Source organism: Falsiroseomonas oleicola (assembly GCF_019029495.1).
Classification (GTDB): domain Bacteria; phylum Pseudomonadota; class Alphaproteobacteria; order Acetobacterales; family Acetobacteraceae; genus Falsiroseomonas; species Falsiroseomonas oleicola.
This window is the reverse complement of record NZ_JAERQM010000016.1, coordinates 1-22,367: the sequence shown is the minus strand read 5'-3', so window position 1 is coordinate 22,367 and position 22,367 is coordinate 1. Positions and strand designations below refer to the sequence as shown.

Annotated in this window: 22 protein-coding genes, 1 tRNA gene and 1 pseudogene; 19 read left to right on the top strand and 5 right to left on the bottom strand. The window is 69.5% G+C overall.

What is annotated here, in order from left to right; all coding sequences use genetic code 11:
* Positions 1–50: 50 nt before the first annotated feature.
* The gene (locus JJQ90_RS26645) at positions 51–365 is read right to left on the bottom strand and encodes a metal-sensing transcriptional repressor (protein ID WP_216879292.1); all 315 of its coding nucleotides are present in this window, start codon (positions 363–365) and stop codon (positions 51–53) included.
* A gap of 117 nt (positions 366–482) precedes the next feature.
* On the opposite strand from JJQ90_RS26645, the gene JJQ90_RS26640 reads away from it, so the two are divergent.
* The 13 genes from JJQ90_RS26640 to JJQ90_RS26580 all read left to right on the top strand — a co-directional run bounded on the left by JJQ90_RS26640 (position 483) and on the right by JJQ90_RS26580 (position 12,692).
* The gene (locus JJQ90_RS26640; protein ID WP_168049718.1) at positions 483–761 is read left to right on the top strand and encodes a hypothetical protein; all 279 of its coding nucleotides are present in this window, start codon (positions 483–485) and stop codon (positions 759–761) included.
* Between the two features lie 61 nt (positions 762–822).
* Positions 823–2,832: a bifunctional DedA family/phosphatase PAP2 family protein gene (locus JJQ90_RS26635; protein WP_216879291.1), complete on the top strand. Its 2,010-nt coding sequence runs from the start codon at positions 823–825 to the stop codon at positions 2,830–2,832.
* Positions 2,829–3,209, top strand: coding sequence for a YkvA family protein (locus JJQ90_RS26630; protein ID WP_168049716.1), 381 nt, complete (start codon positions 2,829–2,831; stop codon positions 3,207–3,209). Before JJQ90_RS26635 ends, JJQ90_RS26630 begins: the two co-directional genes overlap by 4 nt.
* A 372-nt stretch (positions 3,210–3,581) precedes the next feature.
* On the top strand, positions 3,582–4,550 hold the full coding sequence (gene trbB / locus JJQ90_RS26625) for a P-type conjugative transfer ATPase TrbB (protein ID WP_168049715.1): 969 nt from the start codon (positions 3,582–3,584) through the stop codon (positions 4,548–4,550).
* Complete coding sequence (locus JJQ90_RS26620) at positions 4,547–4,867, top strand: TrbC/VirB2 family protein (RefSeq protein WP_168049714.1); 321 nt, start codon at positions 4,547–4,549, stop codon at positions 4,865–4,867. The genes trbB and JJQ90_RS26620 overlap by 4 nt, the downstream gene beginning before the upstream one ends.
* On the top strand, positions 4,867–5,139 hold the full coding sequence (locus JJQ90_RS26615; protein WP_216879290.1) for a VirB3 family type IV secretion system protein: 273 nt from the start codon (positions 4,867–4,869) through the stop codon (positions 5,137–5,139). Before JJQ90_RS26620 ends, JJQ90_RS26615 begins: the two co-directional genes overlap by 1 nt.
* A 7-nt stretch (positions 5,140–5,146) precedes the next feature.
* On the top strand, positions 5,147–7,585 hold the full coding sequence (trbE, locus tag JJQ90_RS26610; protein WP_168049712.1) for a conjugal transfer protein TrbE: 2,439 nt from the start codon (positions 5,147–5,149) through the stop codon (positions 7,583–7,585).
* Positions 7,582–8,331: a P-type conjugative transfer protein TrbJ gene (gene trbJ, locus JJQ90_RS26605; protein WP_168049711.1), complete on the top strand. Its 750-nt coding sequence runs from the start codon at positions 7,582–7,584 to the stop codon at positions 8,329–8,331. The genes trbE and trbJ overlap by 4 nt, the downstream gene beginning before the upstream one ends.
* A gap of 44 nt (positions 8,332–8,375) precedes the next feature.
* A complete protein-coding gene (trbL, locus tag JJQ90_RS26600) occupies positions 8,376–9,638 on the top strand; it encodes a P-type conjugative transfer protein TrbL (protein WP_168049710.1) in 1,263 nt (420 codons plus the stop codon).
* Positions 9,638–10,321 carry a conjugal transfer protein TrbF gene (trbF, locus tag JJQ90_RS26595; RefSeq protein WP_168049709.1) on the top strand — a complete coding sequence of 228 codons (684 nt, stop codon included), beginning with the start codon at positions 9,638–9,640 and terminating at the stop codon, positions 10,319–10,321. The genes trbL and trbF overlap by 1 nt, the downstream gene beginning before the upstream one ends.
* A complete protein-coding gene (trbG, locus tag JJQ90_RS26590) occupies positions 10,318–11,271 on the top strand; it encodes a P-type conjugative transfer protein TrbG (protein ID WP_168049708.1) in 954 nt (317 codons plus the stop codon). The genes trbF and trbG overlap by 4 nt, the downstream gene beginning before the upstream one ends.
* On the top strand, positions 11,268–12,428 hold the full coding sequence (locus tag JJQ90_RS26585) for a TrbI/VirB10 family protein (protein WP_168049707.1): 1,161 nt from the start codon (positions 11,268–11,270) through the stop codon (positions 12,426–12,428). The genes trbG and JJQ90_RS26585 overlap by 4 nt, the downstream gene beginning before the upstream one ends.
* Positions 12,429–12,431: 3 nt before the next feature.
* Positions 12,432–12,692 carry a DUF2274 domain-containing protein gene (locus JJQ90_RS26580; RefSeq protein WP_216879289.1) on the top strand — a complete coding sequence of 87 codons (261 nt, stop codon included), beginning with the start codon at positions 12,432–12,434 and terminating at the stop codon, positions 12,690–12,692.
* On the opposite strand, the gene JJQ90_RS26575 is transcribed toward JJQ90_RS26580, so the two are convergent.
* The 4 genes from JJQ90_RS26575 to JJQ90_RS26560 form a co-directional block, all read right to left on the bottom strand.
* Positions 12,668–13,624, bottom strand: coding sequence for a LysR family transcriptional regulator (locus JJQ90_RS26575; protein ID WP_168049705.1), 957 nt, complete (start codon positions 13,622–13,624; stop codon positions 12,668–12,670). The genes JJQ90_RS26580 and JJQ90_RS26575 overlap by 25 nt on opposite strands.
* Before the next feature lie 368 nt (positions 13,625–13,992).
* Positions 13,993–14,069: transfer RNA gene (locus JJQ90_RS26570), tRNA-Arg, on the bottom strand.
* Between the two features lie 47 nt (positions 14,070–14,116).
* Positions 14,117–15,511 (bottom strand): dihydroorotase, encoded by a 1,395-nt coding sequence (locus JJQ90_RS27595; protein ID WP_216879288.1) that lies wholly within the window; start codon positions 15,509–15,511, stop codon positions 14,117–14,119.
* The gene (locus JJQ90_RS26560; protein WP_216879287.1) at positions 15,508–16,185 is read right to left on the bottom strand and encodes an isochorismatase family protein; all 678 of its coding nucleotides are present in this window, start codon (positions 16,183–16,185) and stop codon (positions 15,508–15,510) included. Before JJQ90_RS26560 ends, JJQ90_RS27595 begins: the two co-directional genes overlap by 4 nt.
* A 124-nt stretch (positions 16,186–16,309) precedes the next feature.
* Between JJQ90_RS26560 and JJQ90_RS26555 the strand changes: the two genes are divergently transcribed.
* From JJQ90_RS26555 to JJQ90_RS26530, 6 genes and pseudogenes are all read left to right on the top strand, one after another.
* Positions 16,310–17,506 carry an amidohydrolase gene (locus tag JJQ90_RS26555; RefSeq protein WP_216879286.1) on the top strand — a complete coding sequence of 399 codons (1,197 nt, stop codon included), beginning with the start codon at positions 16,310–16,312 and terminating at the stop codon, positions 17,504–17,506.
* Between the two features lie 125 nt (positions 17,507–17,631).
* Complete coding sequence (locus JJQ90_RS26550) at positions 17,632–18,672, top strand: questin oxidase family protein (RefSeq protein ID WP_216879285.1); 1,041 nt, start codon at positions 17,632–17,634, stop codon at positions 18,670–18,672.
* A 115-nt stretch (positions 18,673–18,787) separates the two neighbouring features.
* Complete coding sequence (locus JJQ90_RS26545; RefSeq protein ID WP_216879284.1) at positions 18,788–19,759, top strand: Bug family tripartite tricarboxylate transporter substrate binding protein; 972 nt, start codon at positions 18,788–18,790, stop codon at positions 19,757–19,759.
* Positions 19,760–19,779: 20 nt separating this feature from the next.
* On the top strand, positions 19,780–20,574 hold the full coding sequence (locus JJQ90_RS26540) for a class II aldolase/adducin family protein (protein WP_216879283.1): 795 nt from the start codon (positions 19,780–19,782) through the stop codon (positions 20,572–20,574).
* The gene (locus tag JJQ90_RS26535) at positions 20,567–21,424 is read left to right on the top strand and encodes a type 2 periplasmic-binding domain-containing protein (protein ID WP_216879282.1); all 858 of its coding nucleotides are present in this window, start codon (positions 20,567–20,569) and stop codon (positions 21,422–21,424) included. Before JJQ90_RS26540 ends, JJQ90_RS26535 begins: the two co-directional genes overlap by 8 nt.
* Before the next feature lie 69 nt (positions 21,425–21,493).
* Positions 21,494–22,256: pseudogene (locus JJQ90_RS26530) on the top strand (IS5 family transposase).
* The last annotated feature ends 111 nt before the right edge of the window (positions 22,257–22,367 follow it).

Below are 22,367 nucleotides of genomic sequence, written 5' to 3'. Positions count from 1 at the left end.
GTGTCCGGAAACGGCAGGGTTCAGGTGTCGCAGCCGAATCCTATTGCCGTTCAACGGCTTGCACCATGTCCGCCAACCCTGATGAATTTTCCGGGCTTGGTGAGCGCCTTGAGATCATCGATGGGCCCGCGATTGGCGCGCGGGATCGCGCCGACCATATGGTCCAAGCAATGGTCGAGATGGTCATGGATGAGGGTGCGCTTGGCGTTCGCAATCGCCGCTTCGACGGCGTGGAGCTGCTGCGCAATGTCCAGGCATGCCCGGCCCGCCTCGATCATCTCTACCACGCTGCGTAGATGACCCTCGGCCCGCTTCAGGCGCTTGGCGATCTCCGGGTGGGAGCCGTGGACATGGCGATCATTCATGAGTCTGTCCTATCCTCCTGGTAGGGATACCGTCAATCTGCAATCTGTCGCCGCGATGGCCGATTGGAGCAGCATCGCGGCATGAGGGCGTTTCGACCCATACTCAGGCTGCTGCTCGTGGCGCTGCTGATCAGCACCTTCGCGCCGCCCCTCGCCGCGGTGTCGACGCACATTGCCGGTGACCATGTCCACGCCACCGACGATCCGGGTCTGCCCGGGTCCCACGATGCTGCCGATCATGCGATCACAGACCATGTGCATGAGGCGGTGACCGTGCGCCTGACCTCCTTGGCACCGCGCTGGATGGCGCGTGCCCGGCTCGGAATACTGGGTCAGGACAACTTTGCGCCGGCGCCACGCAGCAGGATGGAACGGCAACCCCGCGGGCTGGACTGAGCAACCCTTGCCGTCGTCTTCGGACGGTTTCTTCCTTATCTCACCTGAGCGGTCTCATCTCATGATTTCCACCGTCGCGGGCGCCACGCGCCTTTCGCGAATTCCATGGCTATGCGTCCTGGTCCTCGGCCTCACCCTGCTCGGCGCCACCGCCGAGGCGCTCGCCCATGCCGTCGCCGAGGGCGACAAGGGCTACATCCAGGAGATCACCGGGGTTAACCTGCTGCCGTTCGTCTACCTGGGCGCCAAGCAGATGATGACGGGCTACGACCACATCCTGTTCCTGTTCGGTGTGATCTTCTTCCTCTATCGGCTGCAGCATATCGCCCTCTATGTGAGCCTGTTCTCGCGCCGGCCGGAGCTGCTGGAGCGGGGCAAGGCTTATTTCCTGCGGCGCGGCGCCAGCAGCATCCTGATCGCGCGTTTCGTCCCGGTGATGCGTTCCACCGTGCCGATTGCCGCCTGGATGCTCGGCATGGGGGCCGGGCGGTTCTATGCCGCCAACATTGCCTCCGCGCTGGTCTGTGCGCCAGCGCATGTCCTGCCGGGCGTGCTGGCGGCCACGGCTTTGGCGGGTGCCGGCGCCATCAGCCTGCGGCTGGGGCTGGCGATCGCCTTGCTTCTGGCCCTGCTACTGGCGACGCTGAAGGGGCTGCGGGCAGCGGCCCTGTTCGGACATCGCTGGGTCGGGCAAGGCCGCGCCGCGCTCGCCGCCTGGGCGGCGCCGCGGCGCGATCTCGCGGGCCGCCTCGGGCGCCTCGCGGCCGCGCCGGAGCATGCGGGGCTTCGTGGCAGCGCCCTGCTGATCGCGCTGGCCGCCTTCTGCCTGCTGGCCTTCCTGGCGCTGCTGGAAGGCGTGGTCGGGCGCGAGGCGATCGTCCGTGTCGATGCCGCGGTGCTGACGCTGGTCGGATCGCTGCACACCCAATGGACCGATCCTGTGATGCTGGCCGCAACGCGGCTTGGCGACACCGCGATGAACCTGGTGGTCAGCGGCGCGATGATCGGCTGGCTGCTGGTCCGGCGCCAGTTCCGGCTGGGCGCCGGGGTACTGGTCGCCATAGCCGCGACGGCGGCGCTGATGACCGCGATCAAGCTCGGCGTCCATGCCGGACGCCCGCCGTTGGTGACCCCGATTGCTCCCGGCTTCTCTTTCCCCAGCGGCCACAGCACGATGGCGGTGGTGACACTGGGGCTGCTCGCCTGGCTCGTCGCCGGCGGGCCAGGGGGGCGGTGGCGCCGGCTGGCGCTGGCCCCGATCCTGGCGCTGATCGTCCTGATCCCGTTCTCGCGCGTATATCTGGCCGCGCATTGGCCGTCCGATGTCGTGGGCGGGATGCTGCTGGGTGCGGCCGTGGTGGCGGGCTTCGCGCTCGTGTTCCGCGATCTTCGGCACGAGGCCGTGGCGCCCTTGGCGATGGCGGCCGTGGTGGGGGTGCTGCTGTTCGGCGTTGGCGGCGCGCGGATCGCCACGCATATCGGCCCTGACATGGCCGTGCTGCGCGGCAATGAATTGCGGCCGAGCCTGCTGGCCGAGCCCTGGCTGGCGGGCGGTTGGCGAAGCCTGCCCGCCCATCGCAGCGACCTCGGCGGCGAGGACGAGGAACCCATCCTCCTGCAATGGCAGGGCTCGGCCGCCGCCCTCGCGGCGGCGCTCGCGGCTGATCGCTGGCAGAGCCTGCCGGGCTGGTCGGCGTCGGCGCTCGGCCGCATGATTGCCCCCGGCACGCCGGCCATGGACCTGCCGGCCATGCCGGTGATGGACCGCGGCAGGATTCCGGCGCTGACCCTGGCCCGGCCAGCCGGGTCTCCTGACCAGCGGCTTGTCCTGCGGGCATGGTCATCCGGCTGGCAGGATCCGGAGCGACTAGACCAGGCGCTGCTGATCGCGTCGGTGATGTCGGAGACTTTGGCCCCGATCGCGGGCGTGTTGTCCTTGCCCCGGCCAAGCGCGCAGGGCGATCGCACTGCAATCGGTGGCCTGGCCGCGGCCGTGCAGACGGACCGCGGCCTGGCGCCACGCGACGGCGGCTGCGGAGGCGTGCTGCGCCTCGGCCAGGCCGCGCCATGATGGCCCGGGCATGGCAGGCACTGCGCGCCTGGGCGCGAGACCTCAAGCGCGAGGTTCTGGCGCTTTACCTCGCCGCTCGCGACAAGCGAACGCCCTGGCTGGCGCGGGTGCTGGCCCTGATGGTCGCGGCCTATGCCCTCTCGCCGATCGACCTGATCCCGGATTTCATCCCGGTGCTGGGCTATCTCGACGACATCATCCTGGTGCCGCTCGGTATCTGGCTCGTGCTGCGGCTGATCCCCGACGAGCTGATCGCGGAGCATCGTGCCGCAGCCATGGCCATGGCGCGGCGCCCGGTTAGCAGGATTGCTGCGGCAGTTATCGCCATTGTCTGGATCGGTACAGCGGCGCTGCTGGTTTGGGCAGTCATAGCCTGATGTGGCGCGATGTTCTCCGAAACCTGGGTTCCTCATCGTCCCTTGACCTTCGCATGGGGGCAATCGCCATTTTCTCCGAGCCGACCTGGGACTGATGTCCAAGATGGTGCGGATAGGGCTCGCTAGCTGGATTTGCAGGGTATGCGCGACGCGCTTCCGCGGCGGTCGCAGCCCTGTATGCCGGGGATTGAGTCGCGCGGCCCAGTACGACGACAGATGGCGCGCCGAAGCGCAAGGCCGCCGAAGGCCGCTTCTCTTCGCGCGCCTATCCACGACGCTAGCATTCGTCGATTGCGAGCTCGCCGTTCCAGCGCTCCTAAATCGTCCCAGCCTGCTTCGGCATCTCCGCCGCGGCACCACCACGGGGACCGCATGTCGCTGCATCTACTCAAGGCCGAGACGACCGCGCGTGGCGCGCGCATGCTGCGTACGGCCTTCGGTCCCGGCATCGCGGCATGGCTCGAGGACCCGGCCGTCGTTGAGGTCATGCTCAACCCCGACGGCCGGCTGTGGATCGACCGACTCGCGGAAGGCCTCGCCGACACGGGCCAGCGGCTCGCCTTCGCCGATGGCGAGCGCATCATCCGCCTCGTGGCCCACCATGTCGGGGCGGAGGTGCATGCGGACCGCCCCTGCGTCTCGGCGGAGCTGCCCGAGACGGGTGAGCGCTTCGAGGGACTGCTGCCCCCGGTCGTCGCGGCCCCGGCCTTCGTGATCCGCAAGCCCGCCGTCGCCGTGTTCACGCTGGAGGACTACGCCGCCTCCGGCATCATGACGGCCACGCAGGCGGCCGCGCTACGCTGTGCGATCGCAGAACGCAGCAACATTCTAGTGGCTGGTGGTACCTCGACCGGCAAAACAACGCTGACCAACGCCCTGCTCGCCGAGGTGGCGCGCGAGGGCGGCCGTGTCGTGCTGATCGAGGACACGCGCGAGCTCCAGTGCCGCGCGCCGAACCTGGTCGCGCTGCGTACCAAGGATGGCGTCGTCTCGCTCTCAGAACTCGTCCGGCGCGCGCTCCGCCTGCGCCCCGACCGTATCCCCATCGGCGAGGTCCGAGGCGCCGAAGCGCTCGACCTCCTAAAGGCCTGGGGCACAGGCCACCCCGGCGGCATCGGCACCATCCACGCGGGCTCTGCTCTGGGCGCACTGCGTCGTCTTGAACAACTGATCCAGGAAGCCGTCGTCACCGTTCCGCGCGCTTTGATCGCCGAGACGATCGACGTCATCGCCGTGCTCGCCGGCCGCGGCGTGGACCGCCGCCTCGTTGAACTCGCCCAGGTCCGTGGCCTGACCTCAACCGGCGACTACGACCTCACCCCATCAGGAGATACCCCATGACATCCACGCTGCGCACGCGCCTCGCCGGCGCGGCCGCCTTTGCGCTCTGCCTCGCGCTTGCCGCGCCCGCCCAAGCCGCAGGCTCCAACATGCCCTGGGAGCAGCCGCTGCAGCAGGTGCTGGAATCCATCGAGGGGCCGGTCGCCAAAATCATCGCGGTGATCATCATCATTGTCACCGGCCTGACGCTGGCCTTTGGCGATACCTCCGGCGGCTTCCGGCGTTTGGTGCAGATCGTCTTCGGGATCTCCATTGCCTTCGCGGCATCGAGCTTCTTCCTGTCCTTCTTCCAGTTCGGCGGCGGAGCGCTGATCTGATGGCCGCGCCGGCCGATCCCGTCCCGGGCTTTTCGGCGCCGGTGCACCGCGCGCTGATCGAGCCGATCCTGCTCGCCGGTGCGCCGCGCGCAGTCGCGATTGCCAACGGCACGATCGCCGCGGCGATCGGCCTCGGGCTGCGCCTCTGGGTCGCCGGCTTATTGATCGGGCTGGCTGGCCATCTCGCCGCTGTCTGGGCGGCTCGACGCGATGCGCAGTTCGTCGAGGTGGTGCGCCGGCACCTGCGTTACCCCGCCTGGCTGCGCGCGTGAGGCGGCGATGCTGAACCTCGCAGAGTACCGCACGAAGCCCCAGATGCTCGCGGATTTCCTCCCCTGGGCCGCCCTGGTCGCACCCGGCGTTGTGCTGAACAAGGACGGCTCCTTCCAGCGCAGCGCGCGCTTCCGCGGCCCGGATCTGGACAGCGCCACGCCCGCCGAACTCGCCGCGACCGCTGCGCGGCTGAACGGCGCGCTACGCCGCCTCGGCTCGGGCTGGGCAGTCTTCGCGGAGGCCCAGCGGGTGCCGGCGCGCGGCTACCCCGCCAGCACCTTCCCCGACCCTGTCTCCGCCTTGGTCGACGCCGAACGCCGCGCCCAGTTCGAGGAGGCTGGCGCGCATTTCGAGAGCCGCTACCTTCTCACCTTCGCCTGGCTGCCCCCGGCCGACGAGGCCGCCCGCGCCGAAAGCTGGCTCTACGAGGGCGCAGAGGGCGCCGACGCCGCCACTGGCCGCGAGGCGCTACGCGGCTTTATCGACCGAACCACCCGCGTGCTCGACCAAATCGAGGCCTTCGTGCCGGAGGCGCGCTGGCTCGACGATGGCGAAACCCTGACCTTCCTGCACTCGACCGTCTCAACACGCCACCACCTGGTGCGCGTCCCCGAGACGCCGATGCACCTCGACGCTCTATTGGCTGAGCAGCCGCTAGTGGGTGGCCTCGCGCCCCGGCTCGGCGACGCGCATCTTCGCGTACTCACCGTCATCGGCTTCCCGAGCGCCACCTTCCCCGGGATCCTCGACGAACTGAACGCGCTCGCCTTCGAGTATCGCTGGTGCACCCGCGCCATCTGCCTCGATCGAACGGATGCCCAAAAGCTGTTGACGCGCATCCGCCGGCAGTGGTTTGCCAAGCGCAAGTCGATCGCGGCCATCCTCAAGGAGGTGATGACCAACGAGCAAAGCGTCCTGCTCGACAGCGACGCCGCCAACAAGGCCGCCGATGCCGACGAGGCGCTGCAGGAGCTCGGCCAGGACATCGCCGGCTGGGCCTATGTCACAGCGACCGTGATGGTCTGGGACGAGGACGCCCGCGCGGCGGACGACAAGCTCCGCCTGGTCGAGAAGGTCATCCAATCCCGCGACTTCACCGTCATCCGCGAGCGGGTGAACGCTGTCGAGGCCTGGCTCGGCAGCCTGCCGGGGCACCTCTACGCCAATGTCCGGCAGCCGCCGATCTCGACGCTGAACCTTGCCCATATCGTACCGATCTCGGCAGTCTGGGCCGGGCCGGAGCGGAACGAGCATCTCGGTGGCCCGCCGCTCTTCCATGCGCGGACGGAGGGCGCGACGCCCTTCCGCTTCTCGCTGCATGTCGGGGATGTCGGGCACACGCTGCTCATCGGCCCGACCGGCGCGGGCAAGTCGGTGCTGTTGGCGCTCATGGCGCTGCAGTTCCGCCGCTACGCGGGCGCGCAGGTCTTCGCCTTCGATTTCGGGGGCTCGATCCGCGCCGCCGCAATCGCCATGGGCGGGGACTGGCATGACCTCGGCGGCGCGCTGGCAGGCGACATGGCCGAGCCGGTCGCGCTCCAGCCCCTGGCCCGCATCGACGCGCCGGAGGAACGCGCATGGGCCGCCGAATGGATCGCGGGCCTCCTCGCCCGCGAGGGCGTCGCGATCGATCCGGCGGTGAAGGACCACCTCTGGTCCGCGCTCACCAGCCTTGCTTCGGCGCCGATCCACGAGCGCACTCTGACCGGCCTTGCAGTGCTGCTCCAGTCTCAGGCGCTCAAGCGCGCCCTCGAGCCCTACACCCTCGCCGGACCCTGGGGGCGACTTCTGGACGCCGAGGCGGAGCGGCTGGGCCAGGCGGAGGTGCAGGCCTTCGAGACCGAGGGGCTGATCGGTACCGCCGCCGCCCCTGCGGTGCTGGCCTATCTCTTCCACGCCATCGGCCGGCGCCTGGACGGCCGGCCGACACTCATCATCGTGGACGAGGGCTGGCTTGCGTTGGATGATGCCACCTTCGGCGCGCAGCTGCGCGAGTGGCTCAAGACGCTCCGCAAGAAAAACGCCTCAGTGGTCTTCGCGACCCAGTCGCTGGCCGACGTGGACGGCTCGGCTATCGCGCCCGCCATCATCGAGAGCTGCCCGACGCGCGTCTTCCTGCCGAACGAGCGCGCGCTGGAGCCGCAAATCGCGGCGATGTACGCGCGCTTCGGGCTGAATGACCGACAGATGGAGATCCTCGCCCGCGCCACGCCCAAGCGCGACTACTACTGCCAGTCGCGCCGCGGCAACCGGCTGTTCGAGCTGGGGCTGTCGGAGGTCGCGCTCGCCTTCTGCGCGGCCTCCTCCAAGACCGACCAGTCCGCCATCGCCGAAACCCTCGCCGCCCATGGCCACGCTGGCTTCGCCTGCGCCTGGCTGCTGCGCCACGGCCTGGAATGGGCTGCCGAACTGCTGCCCGACCCTGTGGAGGATTCTGCCCCATGATCCGCCGCCCAGTTCACGCCGCGCTGCTCGGCGCGGCCCTGCTAGGCCTCCCTCTTCCCGTCGCGGTCACACCCGCCATGGCGCAGAGGACGGTCTTCGACCCGTGGAACTACGCCCAGAACATCCTCTCCGCCGCCCGCGCACTCGACCAGATCAACAATCAGATCAGCTCGCTCCAGAATGAGGCGCAGATGCTGGTCAACCAGTCGCGCAACCTCACGAGCCTGCCCTATTCGTCGCTGACGCGGCTGCAGCAGTCCTTCGCGCGGACGGAAATGCTGATCGCCCGCGCTCAGCGCCTTGCCTACGACGTCACGGACATCGAGCGCGCTTTCGCGCAGGGCTACGGCAGCGCCGCCTCGCTCGGCTCCAGCCAGCAGATGTACGCCAATGCCCGCGAGCGCTGGCAGACCTCGGTCGCCGGCTTCCAGGACGCGCTGATGACCCAGGCAACCGTGATGGGCAACCTAACCGGCACGCGCGCCGAGGCCGAGACGCTGATGGGCCAGAGCCAGGGCGCGACTGGTGCGCTTCAGGCGGCGCAGGCGGGCAATCAGCTTCTCGCTCTCCAGTCGCAACAGATCGCAGACCTCACGGCCCTCGTCGCCGCCCAGGGCCGCGCAGAAGCCCTGGAAGCCGCTCGCGCCGCCAGCGGCGAGGAGCAGGCGCACGAGCAGATGGAGCGCTTCCTGGCACCCGGAGTCGGCTATCAGCCCGGCTCCGCCCGCATGTTCCATGGTCCCTGAGAGCGTATCGTGGCGCCACATCCCTGCCGCCCCCGGGACGTGCCATGAACGGCACCGGCGTCATCGACCGCTTCCTCGACGTCTTCACCCGCTACATCGACAGCGGCTTCGGGTTGCTTGGCGGCGAGGTCGCCTTCCTCGCCGCGACGCTCATCGTCATCGACGTCACCCTCGCAGCCCTCTTCTGGGCCTGGGGAGCCGACGACGACATCATCGCGCGCCTGATCAAGAAGACCCTGTTCGTGGGGATCTTCGCTTGGATCATCGGTAACTGGAATTTCCTGGCCCAAGTCATCTTTGACAGCTTCGCCGGCCTCGGCTTGGTCGCCTCGGGCTCCACCATCACCGCCCAGCAGCTGCTTCAGCCCGGCCGCGTCGCGCAGGTCGGCCTTGATGCCGGGCGGCCGCTGCTCCAGGCGATCTCCGGCCTGATGGGCTACATCTCCTTCTTTCAGAACTTCGTCCAGATCGCGATCCTGATGTTCGCCTGGGCGGTTGTGCTGCTGTCCTTCTTCATCCTGGCGATCCAGCTCTTTGTGATGCTGATCGAGTTCAAGCTGACGACGCTGGCGGGCTTCGTGCTGGTGCCCTTCGGGCTGTTCGGCAAGACGGCCTTCCTCGCCGAACGCGTGCTCGGCAACGTCGTCTCCTCCGGCGTGAAGGTGCTGGTGCTGGCCGTCATCGTCGGCATCGGCTCGACGCTCTTCACCCAGTTCACCGCGGGGTTCGGCGCCAATCAGCCGACCATCGACGAGGCGATGTCCATCGTCCTCGCCGCGCTGGCGCTGCTGGCACTCGGGATCTTTGGGCCGGGCATCGCCAATGGGCTGATCTCCGGCGGGCCGCAGCTTGGGGCGGGCGCGGCGGTCGGCGCGGGACTCGCGGCGGGCGGGGCCATGGTCGCCGGTGCCGCTGCCGTGCGCACGGGCGCCGCCGCGGTCGGGGGAGCAGGATCGGCCATCGGAGCCGGCGCGCGCGGCTCGGCCTACGCGCTCGGCGCCGCGAGCACCGCCTACCGCGATGGTGGCGCATCCGGTGTGACGATGGCCGCGGGCTCCGCCGCCATGAGCCCGCTGCGCGCCGCCGCGGACAGCCTTCGCGCCAGCCACGCGGCCGGCAGCGCGGCCATGTCCGGCGGCACATCGGCTCCGGTGGACCCGCCGTCGTCCTCCGGTGCCCCGGCCTGGGCCCGCCGCATGCGGCGCGGCCAGGCGCTCAGCCACGGTGTCACGACCCTCGGCCACGCCATCCGCTCGGGTGACGGCGGCGGCGCCGGCACTTCCATCCGCCTCTCGGAGGATCGCTGATGTTCCGTCGCCCGTCCGTCCGCTACGGCCGCACCCCCGAGCCCGAGACGCCCTACCAGCGCGCCGCCCAGGCCTGGGATGAGCGCATCGGCTCCGCTCGCGTCCAGGCGCGCAACTGGCGCCTCATGGCGCTGGGTGAACTTGCCCTGATCGCCGGCTTGGCGGCCGCCCTGGTCTGGCAGTCCGCCCGGGGCACCATCGTGCCCTGGGTCGTGCAGGTGGACCGGCTCGGCGAGGCGCAGGCGGTCGCCCCCGCCGTCGCGAGTTTCCGGCCGACCGACCCGCAGATCGCCTGGCACCTTGCGCGCTTCATCGAACAGGTGCGCGGCATCGCCGCCGACCCGATCATCGTCCGCCAAAACTGGTTGCGCGCCTATGACTTCGCGACCGACCGCGGCGCGCTGGCGCTGAACGACTTCGCCCGCGTCAGCGACCCCTTTGGCCGTGTCGGGCGTGAGCAGGTCGCAATCGAGGTCTCCAGCGTCATCCGCGCCTCCGACGACAGCTTTCGCGTCGCCTGGATCGAACGGACCTACGAGAACGGGCAGCTCTCTCGTACCGAGCGCTGGACCGCGATCCTGACCATTGTCGTGCAGCCCGCACGCGATGCCGAGCGGCTGCGCAGGAACCCTCTCGGCATCTTCGTCCACGCCATCAACTGGTCACGGGAGCTCGGGCAATGAGGCAGGCACATATCATCCTGGCGCTGCTTCTCCTTGGCGCCTGCGCCTTCCGCCCGCCCGAGATCAGCTACGATGACGAGCCAATCCAGGCGACGCAGATACCGGAGCCGCCGCGATCGGTTGAGATCGTCGAGGTGCCAACGCCGCTACCGCTGCCAGGGCAGCTTCAGCGGCTCCCGCCCTCAAGGCGCACAGCCGAGCCGCCCGATCCCACCGTCCGAGTCAACCAGGCAAACGCCGCGGCCCGGGTACAGCCGCTCCGGGCTGGCTTTATCAACGCGGTGCAGGTCTACCCCTTCACGCCCGGCGCGCTCTACCAAGTCTACACAGCGCCCGGCCAGGTCACGGCCATCATGTTGCAGGAGGGCGAGACGCTGGTCGGCAATGGCCCCGTCGCCGCCGGCGACACGGTGCGCTGGATCATTGGCGACACCGAAAGCGGCACGGGTCCTGCGCGCCGCGTGCACATCATCGTCAAGCCAACGCGGCCCGACCTCACCACCAACCTCATCATCAATACCGACCGGCGCACCTACCTGCTGGAGCTGCGCTCCACCGAGCGCACCTTTATGGCCTCGGTCTCCTGGCAGTATCCGCAGGACGCGCTGATCGCTCTGCGCCGGCAGAATGCTGCGGCGCCCGTCGAGCAAGGACTCGATCTCTCGCGGCTGCGCTTCCGCTACGAGGTCGAGGGCGACAGCCCGGCCTGGCGGCCGCTGCGCGCCTTCGACGACGAGCGGCAGGTCTTCATCGAGTTCCCGCGCGGCATCGGCCAGGGCGAGATGCCGCCGCTCTTCGTCATCGGGCCGAAGGGCGAGGGGCAGCTGGTGAACTACCGCGTCCGGCAGAACTTCATGATCGTCGACCGGCTCTTCGCCGCGGCGGAGCTGCGCCTCGGCGACCGCCAGCAGCGCGTACGCATCGTGCGCACCGACGGCCGGGCGCGATGAGCGGGGCGGCACCGGAACGGGGCGGGAGCGAGCGCGACATCGCGGCGGCACTGCGCCTGCGCCCCGATCCGCCCAGGGTTATGCGGCTCTCCCGGCGGGTGTTGATTGGCCTTGGCGTCGCGGCCGGGCTCGGGATCGGCGGGGCGCTGATCGTGGCACTACAGAGCCGCAGCGGCGGCGAGGGCCCGCGCGAGCTCTACAGCACCGACAGGAATCCGGAGGCCGATGGCCTTGCCAACCTGCCGCGCGACTATGCGGGCATTCCGCAGCTGGGGCCGCCGCTGCCAGGCGATCTGGGCCGCCCGATCCTGCGCGCCCAGGAACGCGGTCAGCCGGTCGTGCCGCCGGCGATGCCGACAACCGCCGATCCTGCCGAGCAGCGCCGGCTACAGGAAATCGAAGCAGCGCGCACCAGCCGGCTCTTTGTGCAGGTCGAGGCGCGAGGTGCGCCGCGCGGCGCCGAGCCGGTCGGGCCGCAAGCTGTGGAACCCGGCGCATTGCCCATAGGCCAGGATGCGACCGATCGTCGCACCGCCTTCCTCGGAGGCCAGGCGGATCGGCGCACAACCTCAGCGGACCGCCTTCAGGCACCGGTTAGTCCGTTCGTCATCCAGGCCGGCAGCGTCATCCCCGCGGCGCTGCTCACCGGCCTCCGCTCCGACCTGCCCGGGCAGATCACCGCCCAGGTCACTGCAAACGTCTTCGACAGCCCAACGGGGCGGCATCTGCTCATCCCGCAGGGCGCGCGCCTGATCGGCGCCTACGACAGCCGGATCAGCTTCGGGCAGCGGCGCATCCTGCTGGCCTGGAACCGGCTGATTCTACCCAGCGGCCGCTCCATCGTGCTGGAGCGCATGCCGGGTACCGATGAGGCGGGCTATGCGGGGCTTGAGGACGGCGTCGACCACCATTGGGGACAGCTCTTTTTAGCCGCGGGCCTCGCGACACTGCTCAACCTCGGCCTGGAACTGGGCCAGGACGACGAGAGCGACATCGCCCGCGCCATCCGCGAAAGCGGCCAGGATACCGTCGGCCGCGCCGGCGAGGAGATCGTCCGCCGGCAGCTCTCGGTCCCGCCGACGCTGACCGTACGCCCGGGCTTCCCGGTCCGCGTCATCGTCCACCGCGATCTCGTGCTCGAACCGTATGGAGGCTGACCCATGCCGAAGCTAAAGCTCGGTCCGATCCTCGACGACCGTCCGGTCAAGCTCGCCGTGGAGCTGCCGGCCGGACTGCATCGCGACCTGGTCGCCTACGCCGACGCGCTCTCACGCGAAACCAGCCAGCCGGTGGAGCCGACGAAGCTCGTAGCGCCGATGATGGCCAGCTTCTTGGCGAGTGACAGGGGGTTTCGCTCGGCCCGAAAGCCCGCGCCTAAGTCACGCATGCCGCAGCCTCAGACGCCGCCACGGGACCTCTGAGTGGCCCGAAGTAGCGCCAGGAACCGACGCAGGGCAGGGTTGTCTCGCTTGGGATCCCAATAGGCCGCAGCCTCCACCATCGTCGGCCCTGCCTCGTCACCGACTGGCCGGAACACGACGCCAGGATAGGATGCGCCCGAAGCGGACTCCGCGAGCACGGCAACGCCGAGCCCCGTGCCGACCAGGTTGAACATGCCCTCCCGACTGACATCGTGCGTCGCGAAGCGGGCTGGGTGCTCGTGAGGCAGCATCCTCTGGACCGTGGCGCGGGCCTCCCGTCCGGATCCACGGGATGTGGTGATGAATGTCTCGCCCGCGAGGCCCCGCCACGGGACCAGGTCCGAGGCGGAAAGGGGATGGCCCTCATTCAGGGCGACCATGCCTGTCTCCTGCCATAGTGCAAGTCGGTCCAGGCCCGTTTCGTCGTGGGGCCCGAGGAGGATCGCGACGTCTGTTCGGCCGCGGCGCAGTTCGCCAAGTAGGTGTTCGCGATCGCCCTCGACCACCGAAATTTCGACATGACGATTCCGTGCCACAAAGCGTAGGAGGGCATCGCGGAAGCGACCGCTCGAGGCCGAGAAGTAAGTGCCGATGACAAGCTGGCCGACCAGGCCAGAGCCCGCTGCTCGGGCTGCACCGGCCGCACCATCGAGCTCGGCTAGCATCCGGCGCGCGGCCTCCAAAAACCGAGCGCCCGCCGCGGTTGGCCGAAGACCTGACGTTCGCCGCTCGAACAGAGACACGCCCAGCTCATCTTCCAGAAGGGCGATCCGTCGGCTGACGACTGAAGCGGTAATGTTGGCGGCTTTAGCCGCGAGTCGAATGCTACCGTGACGCTCGACATGGATGGCGAGCTGAAGCGTCCGGAGATTGATCGATCCGTTTAGATGCCCTGGTACGGGGCCTAAACCGCGCTTTCCTTCCACCGCCACCGGCCACAATTTCGGCCGACCCCGACCCGCGCACGCCTTGGAGCGCAATCAACCTCAGCAGGACCGGCCTTGATTTAAAGGTTATCCTGCCGAACCTGCCTGAGCCTGCGATTTGGCTGCAATCACATTTCGGCGGGAAGGGCTGAGTTTGCGCGCTCGGGGGGATCGGTAAGCCCCCCTTGCCTGACCGCGTGAGCGGTCGCCGGCTCAGAGTGTGGGCTCGAAACTGGCAGGCCAAGCCGCCGCGCATGCACCGACTAACTCAGGGCCGGTTTCAACCGCATGCTTCCGTGGTGCTTCCGTGCGCCTGCGCGACACGCTCCGGCCCGGAAGTGCTTCCACTAGCGCGTTGATTAGTGTAGATAAGTTGGCGGACCCGAAAGGATTCGAACCTTCGACCTCTGCCTTCGGAGGGCAGCGCTCTATCCAGCTGAGCTACGGGTCCAGACGGGTCCCTCAATAGCCCGGCCGATTGGCTTGGGGAAGTCCCGATCAGCCGTGTCCGAGCCGCCGATGCACATAGCGCCCGCTGCCCGCCGCCGAAGCCACCAGCGCCCCGTCGCGCAGCACCGGACGGCCGCGGACCAGGGTGTGGACGACGCGGCCGGTCATCTCCCAGCCCTCATACAACGAGTATCCGGCGGCGGAGAGCACCCCCTCCCGCGTCACGGTCCAGCGCGCCTTCAGGTCCACCAGGGCCAGGTCGGCATCCAGCCCCGGCGCGATCCGCCCCTTGACCGGCAGGCCCATGGCTCGCGCTGGCCCCTCCGCCACCAGCTCGGCGATCCGCGCCAAAGGCAGGCCGCGCCGGGCATGACCCTCGGAGAGCAGCACCGGCAGCAGGGTCTCCATCCCCGGGCAGCCGGGGGAGGCTTTCCAGAGGCCGCCCTCCTTGCCGGCCAGGTCGCGATGCACATGGTCGGTCGCCACCGTGTCGATGCGGCCATCGGCCAGCGCCGCCCACAGCGCCTCCCGGTCCGCTTCCTCCCGCAAGGGTGGGTTGATCTTGCCGATCACGCCGCCCCCCCAGCCGATGTCATGGGTCAGGTAGTGCGGGCAGGTCTCGATGAAGATGCGGCCGCCGGCGGCGCGCTGGCGCAGCGCGGCCTCCAGCGCGGCGGCGGAGGAGGTGTGGACGATATAGACCGGCGCCCCGACCTCCCGCCCCACCAGCCCCGCGCGCTGCACGGCATCGGCCTCGACGAAGGGGGGGCGGGAGGCATTCCAGCTTGCCAGCCCGCCCTTGCCCTCCGGGTCCGCCGCCATGATCCGGGCGCGCCGCACCCAGGCCAGCTCGATGTTCTCGGGATGCGGGCAGACCATGCCGCCATGCGCGGCGGCGGCTTCCGCCAGGCGCAGCAGGAAGCCGTCATCGATGTCGGGCAGGCCGAGGCGCTTTCCCTCGCCGCCGCGGTTGTTCATGAAGATCTTGAAGCTCGGCGCGCCGTAGTCGCGGGCATAGAGCGGCACCTCGGCCAGCTGCGCCTCGGTGGAGATGATCGGGTGGAAGCCGAAATCGATGCGCGACCCGGCCTCGGTGATGGCCACCACCTCCTCCCAGAAGGTCGAGAAGGGCTCGGTCGCCATCAGATAGGGCAGGAAGCAGGTGATGCCGCCCGCCGCCGCCGCGCCACTCTCCCGCGCCGCATCCTCCGGCACCCGGGGGCGCGAGATGTCGGCGCCGTGGCCGAGGTGCAGATGCGCGTCGATCGCGCCGGGCAGCGCCACCAGCCCGGTGATGTCCCAGACCTCCGCCGCCTCCGCCGCCGCGCCCGGGGCGAGCAGGTCGGCGATGCGTCCCTCCGCCACCGCGATGTCGCATTCGGTCGGGCCGCGCCCCGGCAGCACCGCGGTGCCGCCGCGCAGCAGCAGGTCGTGGCGCGTCACGGCAGCGCGTCCAGGGCCGCCAGGGCCTCATCCGTCGGCATCACATCGGCGTATTTCGCCGCCATGTCGAACAGGTTCACGGCGTGGGAGGTGGCGGAGCGGTCATAGACCGCGTCCTGCGGCACCAGCACCCGCCAGTTATAGGCGAAGGCATCGACGACGGAGCCGCGCACGCAGCCGCTGGTGGTGCAGCCGGTGACCACCAGCGTGTCGACGCCGAGATCCACCAGGTAGCTGGCCAGCGGCGTGCCGAAGAAGGCGCTGGGGTGCTTCTTGGGCAGCAGGATGTCGCCGGGCTGTGGCGCGACCTCCGCGACGAAGGCGTAGCTTTCCTGCGGCACCGTCATCAGCGCCGGCACCTTGGCCGCCAGCCGGCCGGTGTCGAAGCTTTCCTTCGGCGAGACGTGGGGATACAGCACGGGCCAGCCCCGGCCGCGGAACAGGGTCATCAGGCGCTGGATCTGCGCCACCGCATCCCAGCCCACCTGGCCGCAACTCGTCGGGTATTCCTTCACCGCCTCCCAGAACGGCATCGGGCGGGTGCCTGTGGTGCGGTACTGCACGTCGATCACCAGCAGCGCCGGCTTGCGGCCGAGGCCCGCGCGGCGCCCGAAGCCGGCGGCATTGTAGGCCCGCTGCTCCTCTTCCGAGATGATCCCATCCCACGGCTTCATGCGTCGCTCCCACGGCACCTTGCGGGGGCGAGGATGGCCCGACGCACACAAGATGTATCCTAGAAAATAGGCCCCCTGCAAATGGGCTGGCCCGGTCCCGCCGGCTCGTGGCACATGCCGTGCCATGCAGGATGACCCCTTCGATCTGATCCTGGCCGATCTGAGGATCGCCACCACGGCCCATGACCTGCGCCAGGACCTCGGCCTGCGCGCCGGCCGCATCGCCCGCATCGCGCCCGCCAATACCCTGCGGGGTGGCAGGGTGGAGGCCTGCGGTGGGATGCTGGCGCTGCCCGGCCTGGTGGATGGGCATATCCATCTGGACAAGACCTTCCTCGGCCTGCCCTGGCAGCCGCATCGCCCGGATGGCACCGTCGCCGGCCGTATCGCCGCGGAGAAAGCGCAGCTTCGCGCCATCGCCGAGCCCATGCCGGTCCGCGCCCGCCGGCTGGTGGACCGCATCGCGGCGCAGGGCACCACCGCCATCCGCACCCATGTCGATGTCGACTCCGACGCCGGCCTGAAGGGGCTGGAGGCGCTGCTGGAGCTGCGCGAACAGGTGGCGCATCTGCTGTCGATGCAGATCGTCGCCTTCCCGCAATCCGGCGTGGTGCGGCATGCCGGGATACTGGAGGCCGCGGTGGCCGCCGGCGCCGATCTGGTCGGCGGCCTCGACCCCGCCGGCATCGATGAGGATATCGAGGCGCAGCTCGCCATCGTCTTCGGCATCGCGGAGCGCCATGGCGTCCCCATCGACATCCACCTGCACGACCCCGGCGAGCTGGGTACCTTCGAGCTGCGCCGCATCGCCGCCCGCACCAGGGCCGCCGGGCTGCGGGGCCGCGTCGCCGTCAGCCATGCCTATGCCCTGGGCCAGGTGGAGGAGGCCACGCTCGCCCGCACCGCCGCAGCCCTGGCGGAAGCCGGCGTCGCCATCATGACCAATGGCCCGGGGCCGGAGGCGATCCCCCCGGTGAAGCGGCTGGTGGCGGAAGGCGTCGTTGTCTTCGTGGGCTCCGACAATATCCGCGACGCCTGGTCGCCCTATGGCCATGGCGACATGCTGGAACGCGCCCGGCTGGTCGGCTATCGCGCCGCGCTGCTGACCGATGCGGAGCTGCGCCTGGCGCTCAGCCTGGTCACCACCGCCCCGGCCCAGGTGATGGGCCTGCCGGCGCCTGTGCTGGTGGAGGGCGCGCCGGCCGACCTGGTGCTGGTCGCCGCCGGGGATGTGCCCGAAGCCGTGGCCACCGCCCCGCCCCGTGCGCTGGTGGTGAAGGCCGGGCGCGTCATCGCCCGGAACGGCGCCCTTGCCGGTTGAGCCGTGCGGCAAGGCGTGATGGATCGCGTCGCGGGTCCTCGCGCTGTAAGCTGCGGGCGAGGCGCCTGGGCGACGGCATGATCGCGACGCGATGACGCCGACGGCACCCCTTCGGAGACCGCATGATGAGCGACACGACCCTGCGGGATCGCCCCGACGCCCTCACCGAGGCACGCGGCCTCAGCGCCGAATATGCCGGGGCCTTCGCCAATCACACGCCGATGGTGCTCTGGGCGCAGCGGCAATTGGGCGGCGGGGAGGATGCGGCGCGGCGCTTCCTGTCGAACTACATCCAGGACCTGAAGCTGGGGCCGATGGCGCCGCCGGATGGCACCATCCAACGCGCGGATTGGACCGCCCGGCTGGGCGACCGGCGCGCGGAGGCCGCCTATCGCGCCTTCTTCCTCGCGGAGCTGGCGCGGCTGGGCGATGCGCGCGCCCTGCAGCGCCTGTATCTGCCGCGGCTGCTGCCGGGTATCGCCGCCTCGGCCCTGCATGCGCTGATGCGGCTGGCCTATGCCGTGGCGTCCGACACGGCGGCGGAGGTGGCAGCGGCGCTGGGCTACTGGGCCGCCACCTACCTGCCGCTGGGCGAGGGCCTCGATGCCGCGCCGCGCACCGACCAGCCGGCCGGGGTGCTGCTGCTGGTGGGCGCGCAGCCGGCGCTCCGGGCGATGGAATTCGATGACGGGCTGCTTTGGCACGCCATGCGCCGCACCGCCGCCATGCCGGATTTCGCCGCGGTGCATGACTGGCTGGCGGTGGGGCCGGACACGATTCCGAAGATGGCGCATGATTCCCTGCTGCTCTTCGGCGCCACCATGGATTTCTGCGCCCTGCATGCGCTGACCGGCACGCATTGGCTGCGTCTGGTCCTGCCGGTGCTGGACCCGGCGGACCAGCAGCGTGCCATCCGCTTCTTCTGGCAGGCCATCGCCTCGGTCTATCCCAAGATGGGCTGCCCGATGCCGCTGGATGAAGCGGCGGCGGAAGCGCTGCGCCGCCTGCCGGTGCCGGAATGGCCGGAGATCGCGGCCGCGGCCTGCGCCTCCGATGACGAGCACGATATCTCGCTCTGCTACTCGGCACGCTGCGAGGAGGCGCATTGGAGCGACCGGCTGTACCGGGTGCTGGCGGCGAGGCGGCTGGGCCTGGCGGGCGAATAGATGCAGAATAGGAAACACCCGGGACATTCTTTCCATTTGTCGCATGGGACGGCCCGGCGCATCCTGCCCTGCTGAAACGGGCGGCGGCACGATCGCCCGTCGGGAGAACGTGACCATGACCATCTCGCGGCGCGCGGCGCTGGCGCTTCCCTTCCTGGTCTCGGCGGTGCCAGGCGCGCGGGCGCAGGAGGTCTGGCCGAACCGGCCGGTGCGATTCGTCGTCTCCTTCACCCCGGGCGGCACCACCGACATCATCGCCCGCCTTCTCGGTGCGGCGCTGACGGAGAAGTGGGGCCAGTCCGTCGTCATCGAGAACCGGCCCGGCGCCGGCGGCAATATCGGCAGCGAGCATGTCGCGCGCGCCGCGCCCGATGGCTACACGCTGCTGGTGGGCTCGGTCGGGCCGCTGGCGGTGAACCAGTCGCTGGTCAAGAACATGCCCTATGACACGCTGCGCGACTTCGCGCCGGTCACCCTGCTGGCCGGGGTGCCGAACATACTGGTGGTGCCGGCGGCCTCCCCCATCCGCGACGTGGCGGGGCTGGTGGCGGAGGCGAAGCGCCGGCCCGGCGCGCTCAGCTATGGCTCCACCGGCGTCGGCACCTCCGCCCATCTGTCGGGCGTGATGCTGGACCAGATGGCGGGGACGCAGACGCTGCATGTGCCCTATCGCGGCGCCGTGGCGCTGAACGACCTGCTGGCCGGGCGCGTCGACTTCATGTTCGCCACCATCCCCTCCGTCATGGGGCATATCCGTGGTGGGCAGTTGCGGCCGCTGGCGGTGTCCTCCGTCCAGCGGTCCCGCTCCAACCCCGATGTGCCGAGCATGGTCGAGCTGGGCTATCGCGACTTCGACGCCTCCTCCTGGTTCGGGATGGTGGCGCCGGCCGGCACGCCGCAGCCGGTGCTCGACAGGATCGTCACCGATGTGCATGCCGTGCTGGCCCAGCCGCGCATCGCCCAGACCATGATCGAACAGGGCGCCGACCCCGTCGGCAACGGCCCCGACGCCTTCCGCACCTTCCTGGCGCATGAGATCAACCGGTGGCGCGAGATCGTGCGCATCGCCGGCGCGCTGCCCGAATGATTTGACCGGAGATCCCGCCCATGCCCGACAGTCCCGACCGCTTCATCATCCCCTCGCTGCGCGACCGCGTGTCGCCGGAGGAATGGCAGGCCCGCATCGACCTCGCCGCCTGCTACCGCCTGATCGACCTCTACGGCATGTCCGACATGGCCGCGAACCACATTTCTGTTCGTGTGCCGGGTGAGGAAGGCGCCTTCCTCATCAATGCCTATGGCATGCTGTATGAGGAGATCACCGCTTCCTCCCTCGTGAAGATCGACGTGCAGGGCAATGTGCTCATGCGCCCGGAATTCCCGAGCCAGCTCGGCTATGGCGTGAACCGCGCCGGCTTCGTCATCCATGGCGCGATCCATGAGGCGAGCCACGAGATCGCCTGCGTCATCCACACCCATACCTGGCCGGGCATGGCGGTGTCCTCGCTGGAATGCGGGCTGCTGCCGATGAACCAGACCGCCATGCGCTTCGCGAAGATCGGCTACCACGACTACGATGGCGTGGTGCTGGACCTGGCGATGCAGGAACGCCTGGTGCGCGACCTGGGCGACAACAACGCGCTGATCCTGCGCAACCACGGGCTGCTGACCGTGGGCAAGACGGTGGGCGAGGCCTTCAACGCCATGCACCGCCTGGAACTGTCCTGCCGCGCCCAGCTCGCCGCGCAGGCCACCGGCCAGAAGCTGGTGGAGGTGCCGCAGGCGGTGGTGGATGCCACCTGGAACAACTACCAGCCCGGCACGCGCCGCCCCTATGGCGTGATGGAATGGCCGGGTCTGCTGCGCAAGCTGGACCGGTTGGACCCCAGCTATCGTGACTGATGTGCGTGTTCTGAAGACCGCGCTCGGCCGCTATGCGGGCACGGCGCGGCTGCTGGACGGGGAGATCCCGTCCAGCCGGCTGCGGCTGGACGTGGAGAAGGTCGCGCCGATCTCGAAGGCTTTCGCGCCCATGGTGCGGTCCGGCAAATTCGAGGTCAGCGAGATGGCGATCGCCACCTTCCTGATGGCCCGCGCCTATGACAAGCCGCTGGTGCTGCTGCCCGTGGTGCTGGTGGAACGCGCGCAGGAAGCCGCGATGCTCTGCCGCAGGGACGGGCCGATCCAGGGTCCGGCCGATCTCGCCGGCGCCCATATCGCCGTGCGGGCCTATAGCCAGACCACCGGCATGTGGCTGCGCGGCAGCTTGGCCGAATCCTTCGGGGTGAAGGCGGACCAGCAGCGCTGGACCACCTTCGAGGGCGCGCATGTCGCCGAATTCAGCGACCCGCCCTTCGTGACGCGCGCACCGGCCGATGGGCCGGACCTGCTGGCCATGCTGCGCTCCGGCGCGGCGGATGCGGCGATCTTCGGCAATGACATGCCGGATGCGCCGGATCTGCGGCCGGTTTTCGCCGATGCCCAGGCGGCTGGTGCCGCCTTCAAGGCGAAGCACGGCTTCCTGCCGCTGAACCATCTGGTGGTGATGCGCCGCGACGTGGTGGAGGGCGACCCGTCCCTGGTGCCGGAACTGCTGCGGATGCTGAAGGAATCAGGGGCCGCTGTGCGCAGCCGGGCGGAATTGCGACCGGCCCTGGCGCTGGCCATCGACTACTGCTTCGAACAGGGCCTGCTGCCGCATCGCTTCACGCCGGAGGAGGCCTGGGCCGGCCTGCCGGCTGAGGTGGCCTAGGTTCTGTGGACTCTTGGGATTCCCCTGGTCGGTGAGGCGTGATTCAACGCTGCCTTTTGGAGGCGGCGTATGGGTGTGGCGGACCGGCTGATCCTGAGCGATGCGCAGTGGCCGCGCGTCTGAGCGAGCACATTATTGGCGACGAGCGGAGCAGCGGCACGTCGGGCCGTGACAATCGGATGTTCGTCGAGGCGGTGCTGTGGATCGTGCGCACCGGCTCGCCCTGGCGCGACCTGCCGGAGGCCTTCGGGAACTGGAACAGCGCCTTCCGCCGCTTCTGCCGTTGGAGCGCCAAGGGCGTCTGGCACCGCATCTTCGCAGCCATGGCCGATGACCCCGACTTCGAGTACCTCATCGTCGACAGCACCATCGTGCGTGCCCACCAGCACGCGGCGGGGGCAAAAAAAGGGCTGGCGATCAGGCCACCGGCCGCTCCCGCGGCGGCCTCGGCACGAAGATCCACCTCGCCGTCCGCGGGCTCGGCTGTCCCGCCCGGATCGTGCTGACAGCCGGGCATCGCGGTGATGCACCCCAGGCTGCCGCCCTGCTCGGCAACGACCGGCCCGAGGCCGTCCTGGCCGATGCGGCCTACGACGCAGATCACTTCCGCCACGTCATCGCCGAGGCAGGCGCGATCGCCGTCATTCCCAACAACCCGTCGCGGACCTTCAAGCACCCGTTGAACAAGACGCTCTACAACGAGCGCCACCTCATCGAGTGCTGCTTCTCCAAGCTCAAGCAGTTCCGCCGCGTCGCTACCCGATACGAAAAGACCGCCCGCAACTACCTCGCCGTCGTCACCATCGCCGCCACCGTCCTGTGGCTCAGGTAAGTGTCCACAGAACCTAGCAGGCTGCGGAAATTCGCCGCTATGGACCTGATGTATCTTGCCTGTGGTGGCGGGCGTGTAGCGCGAGCGGGGCCGTGATGCGGGGTTTGCGTC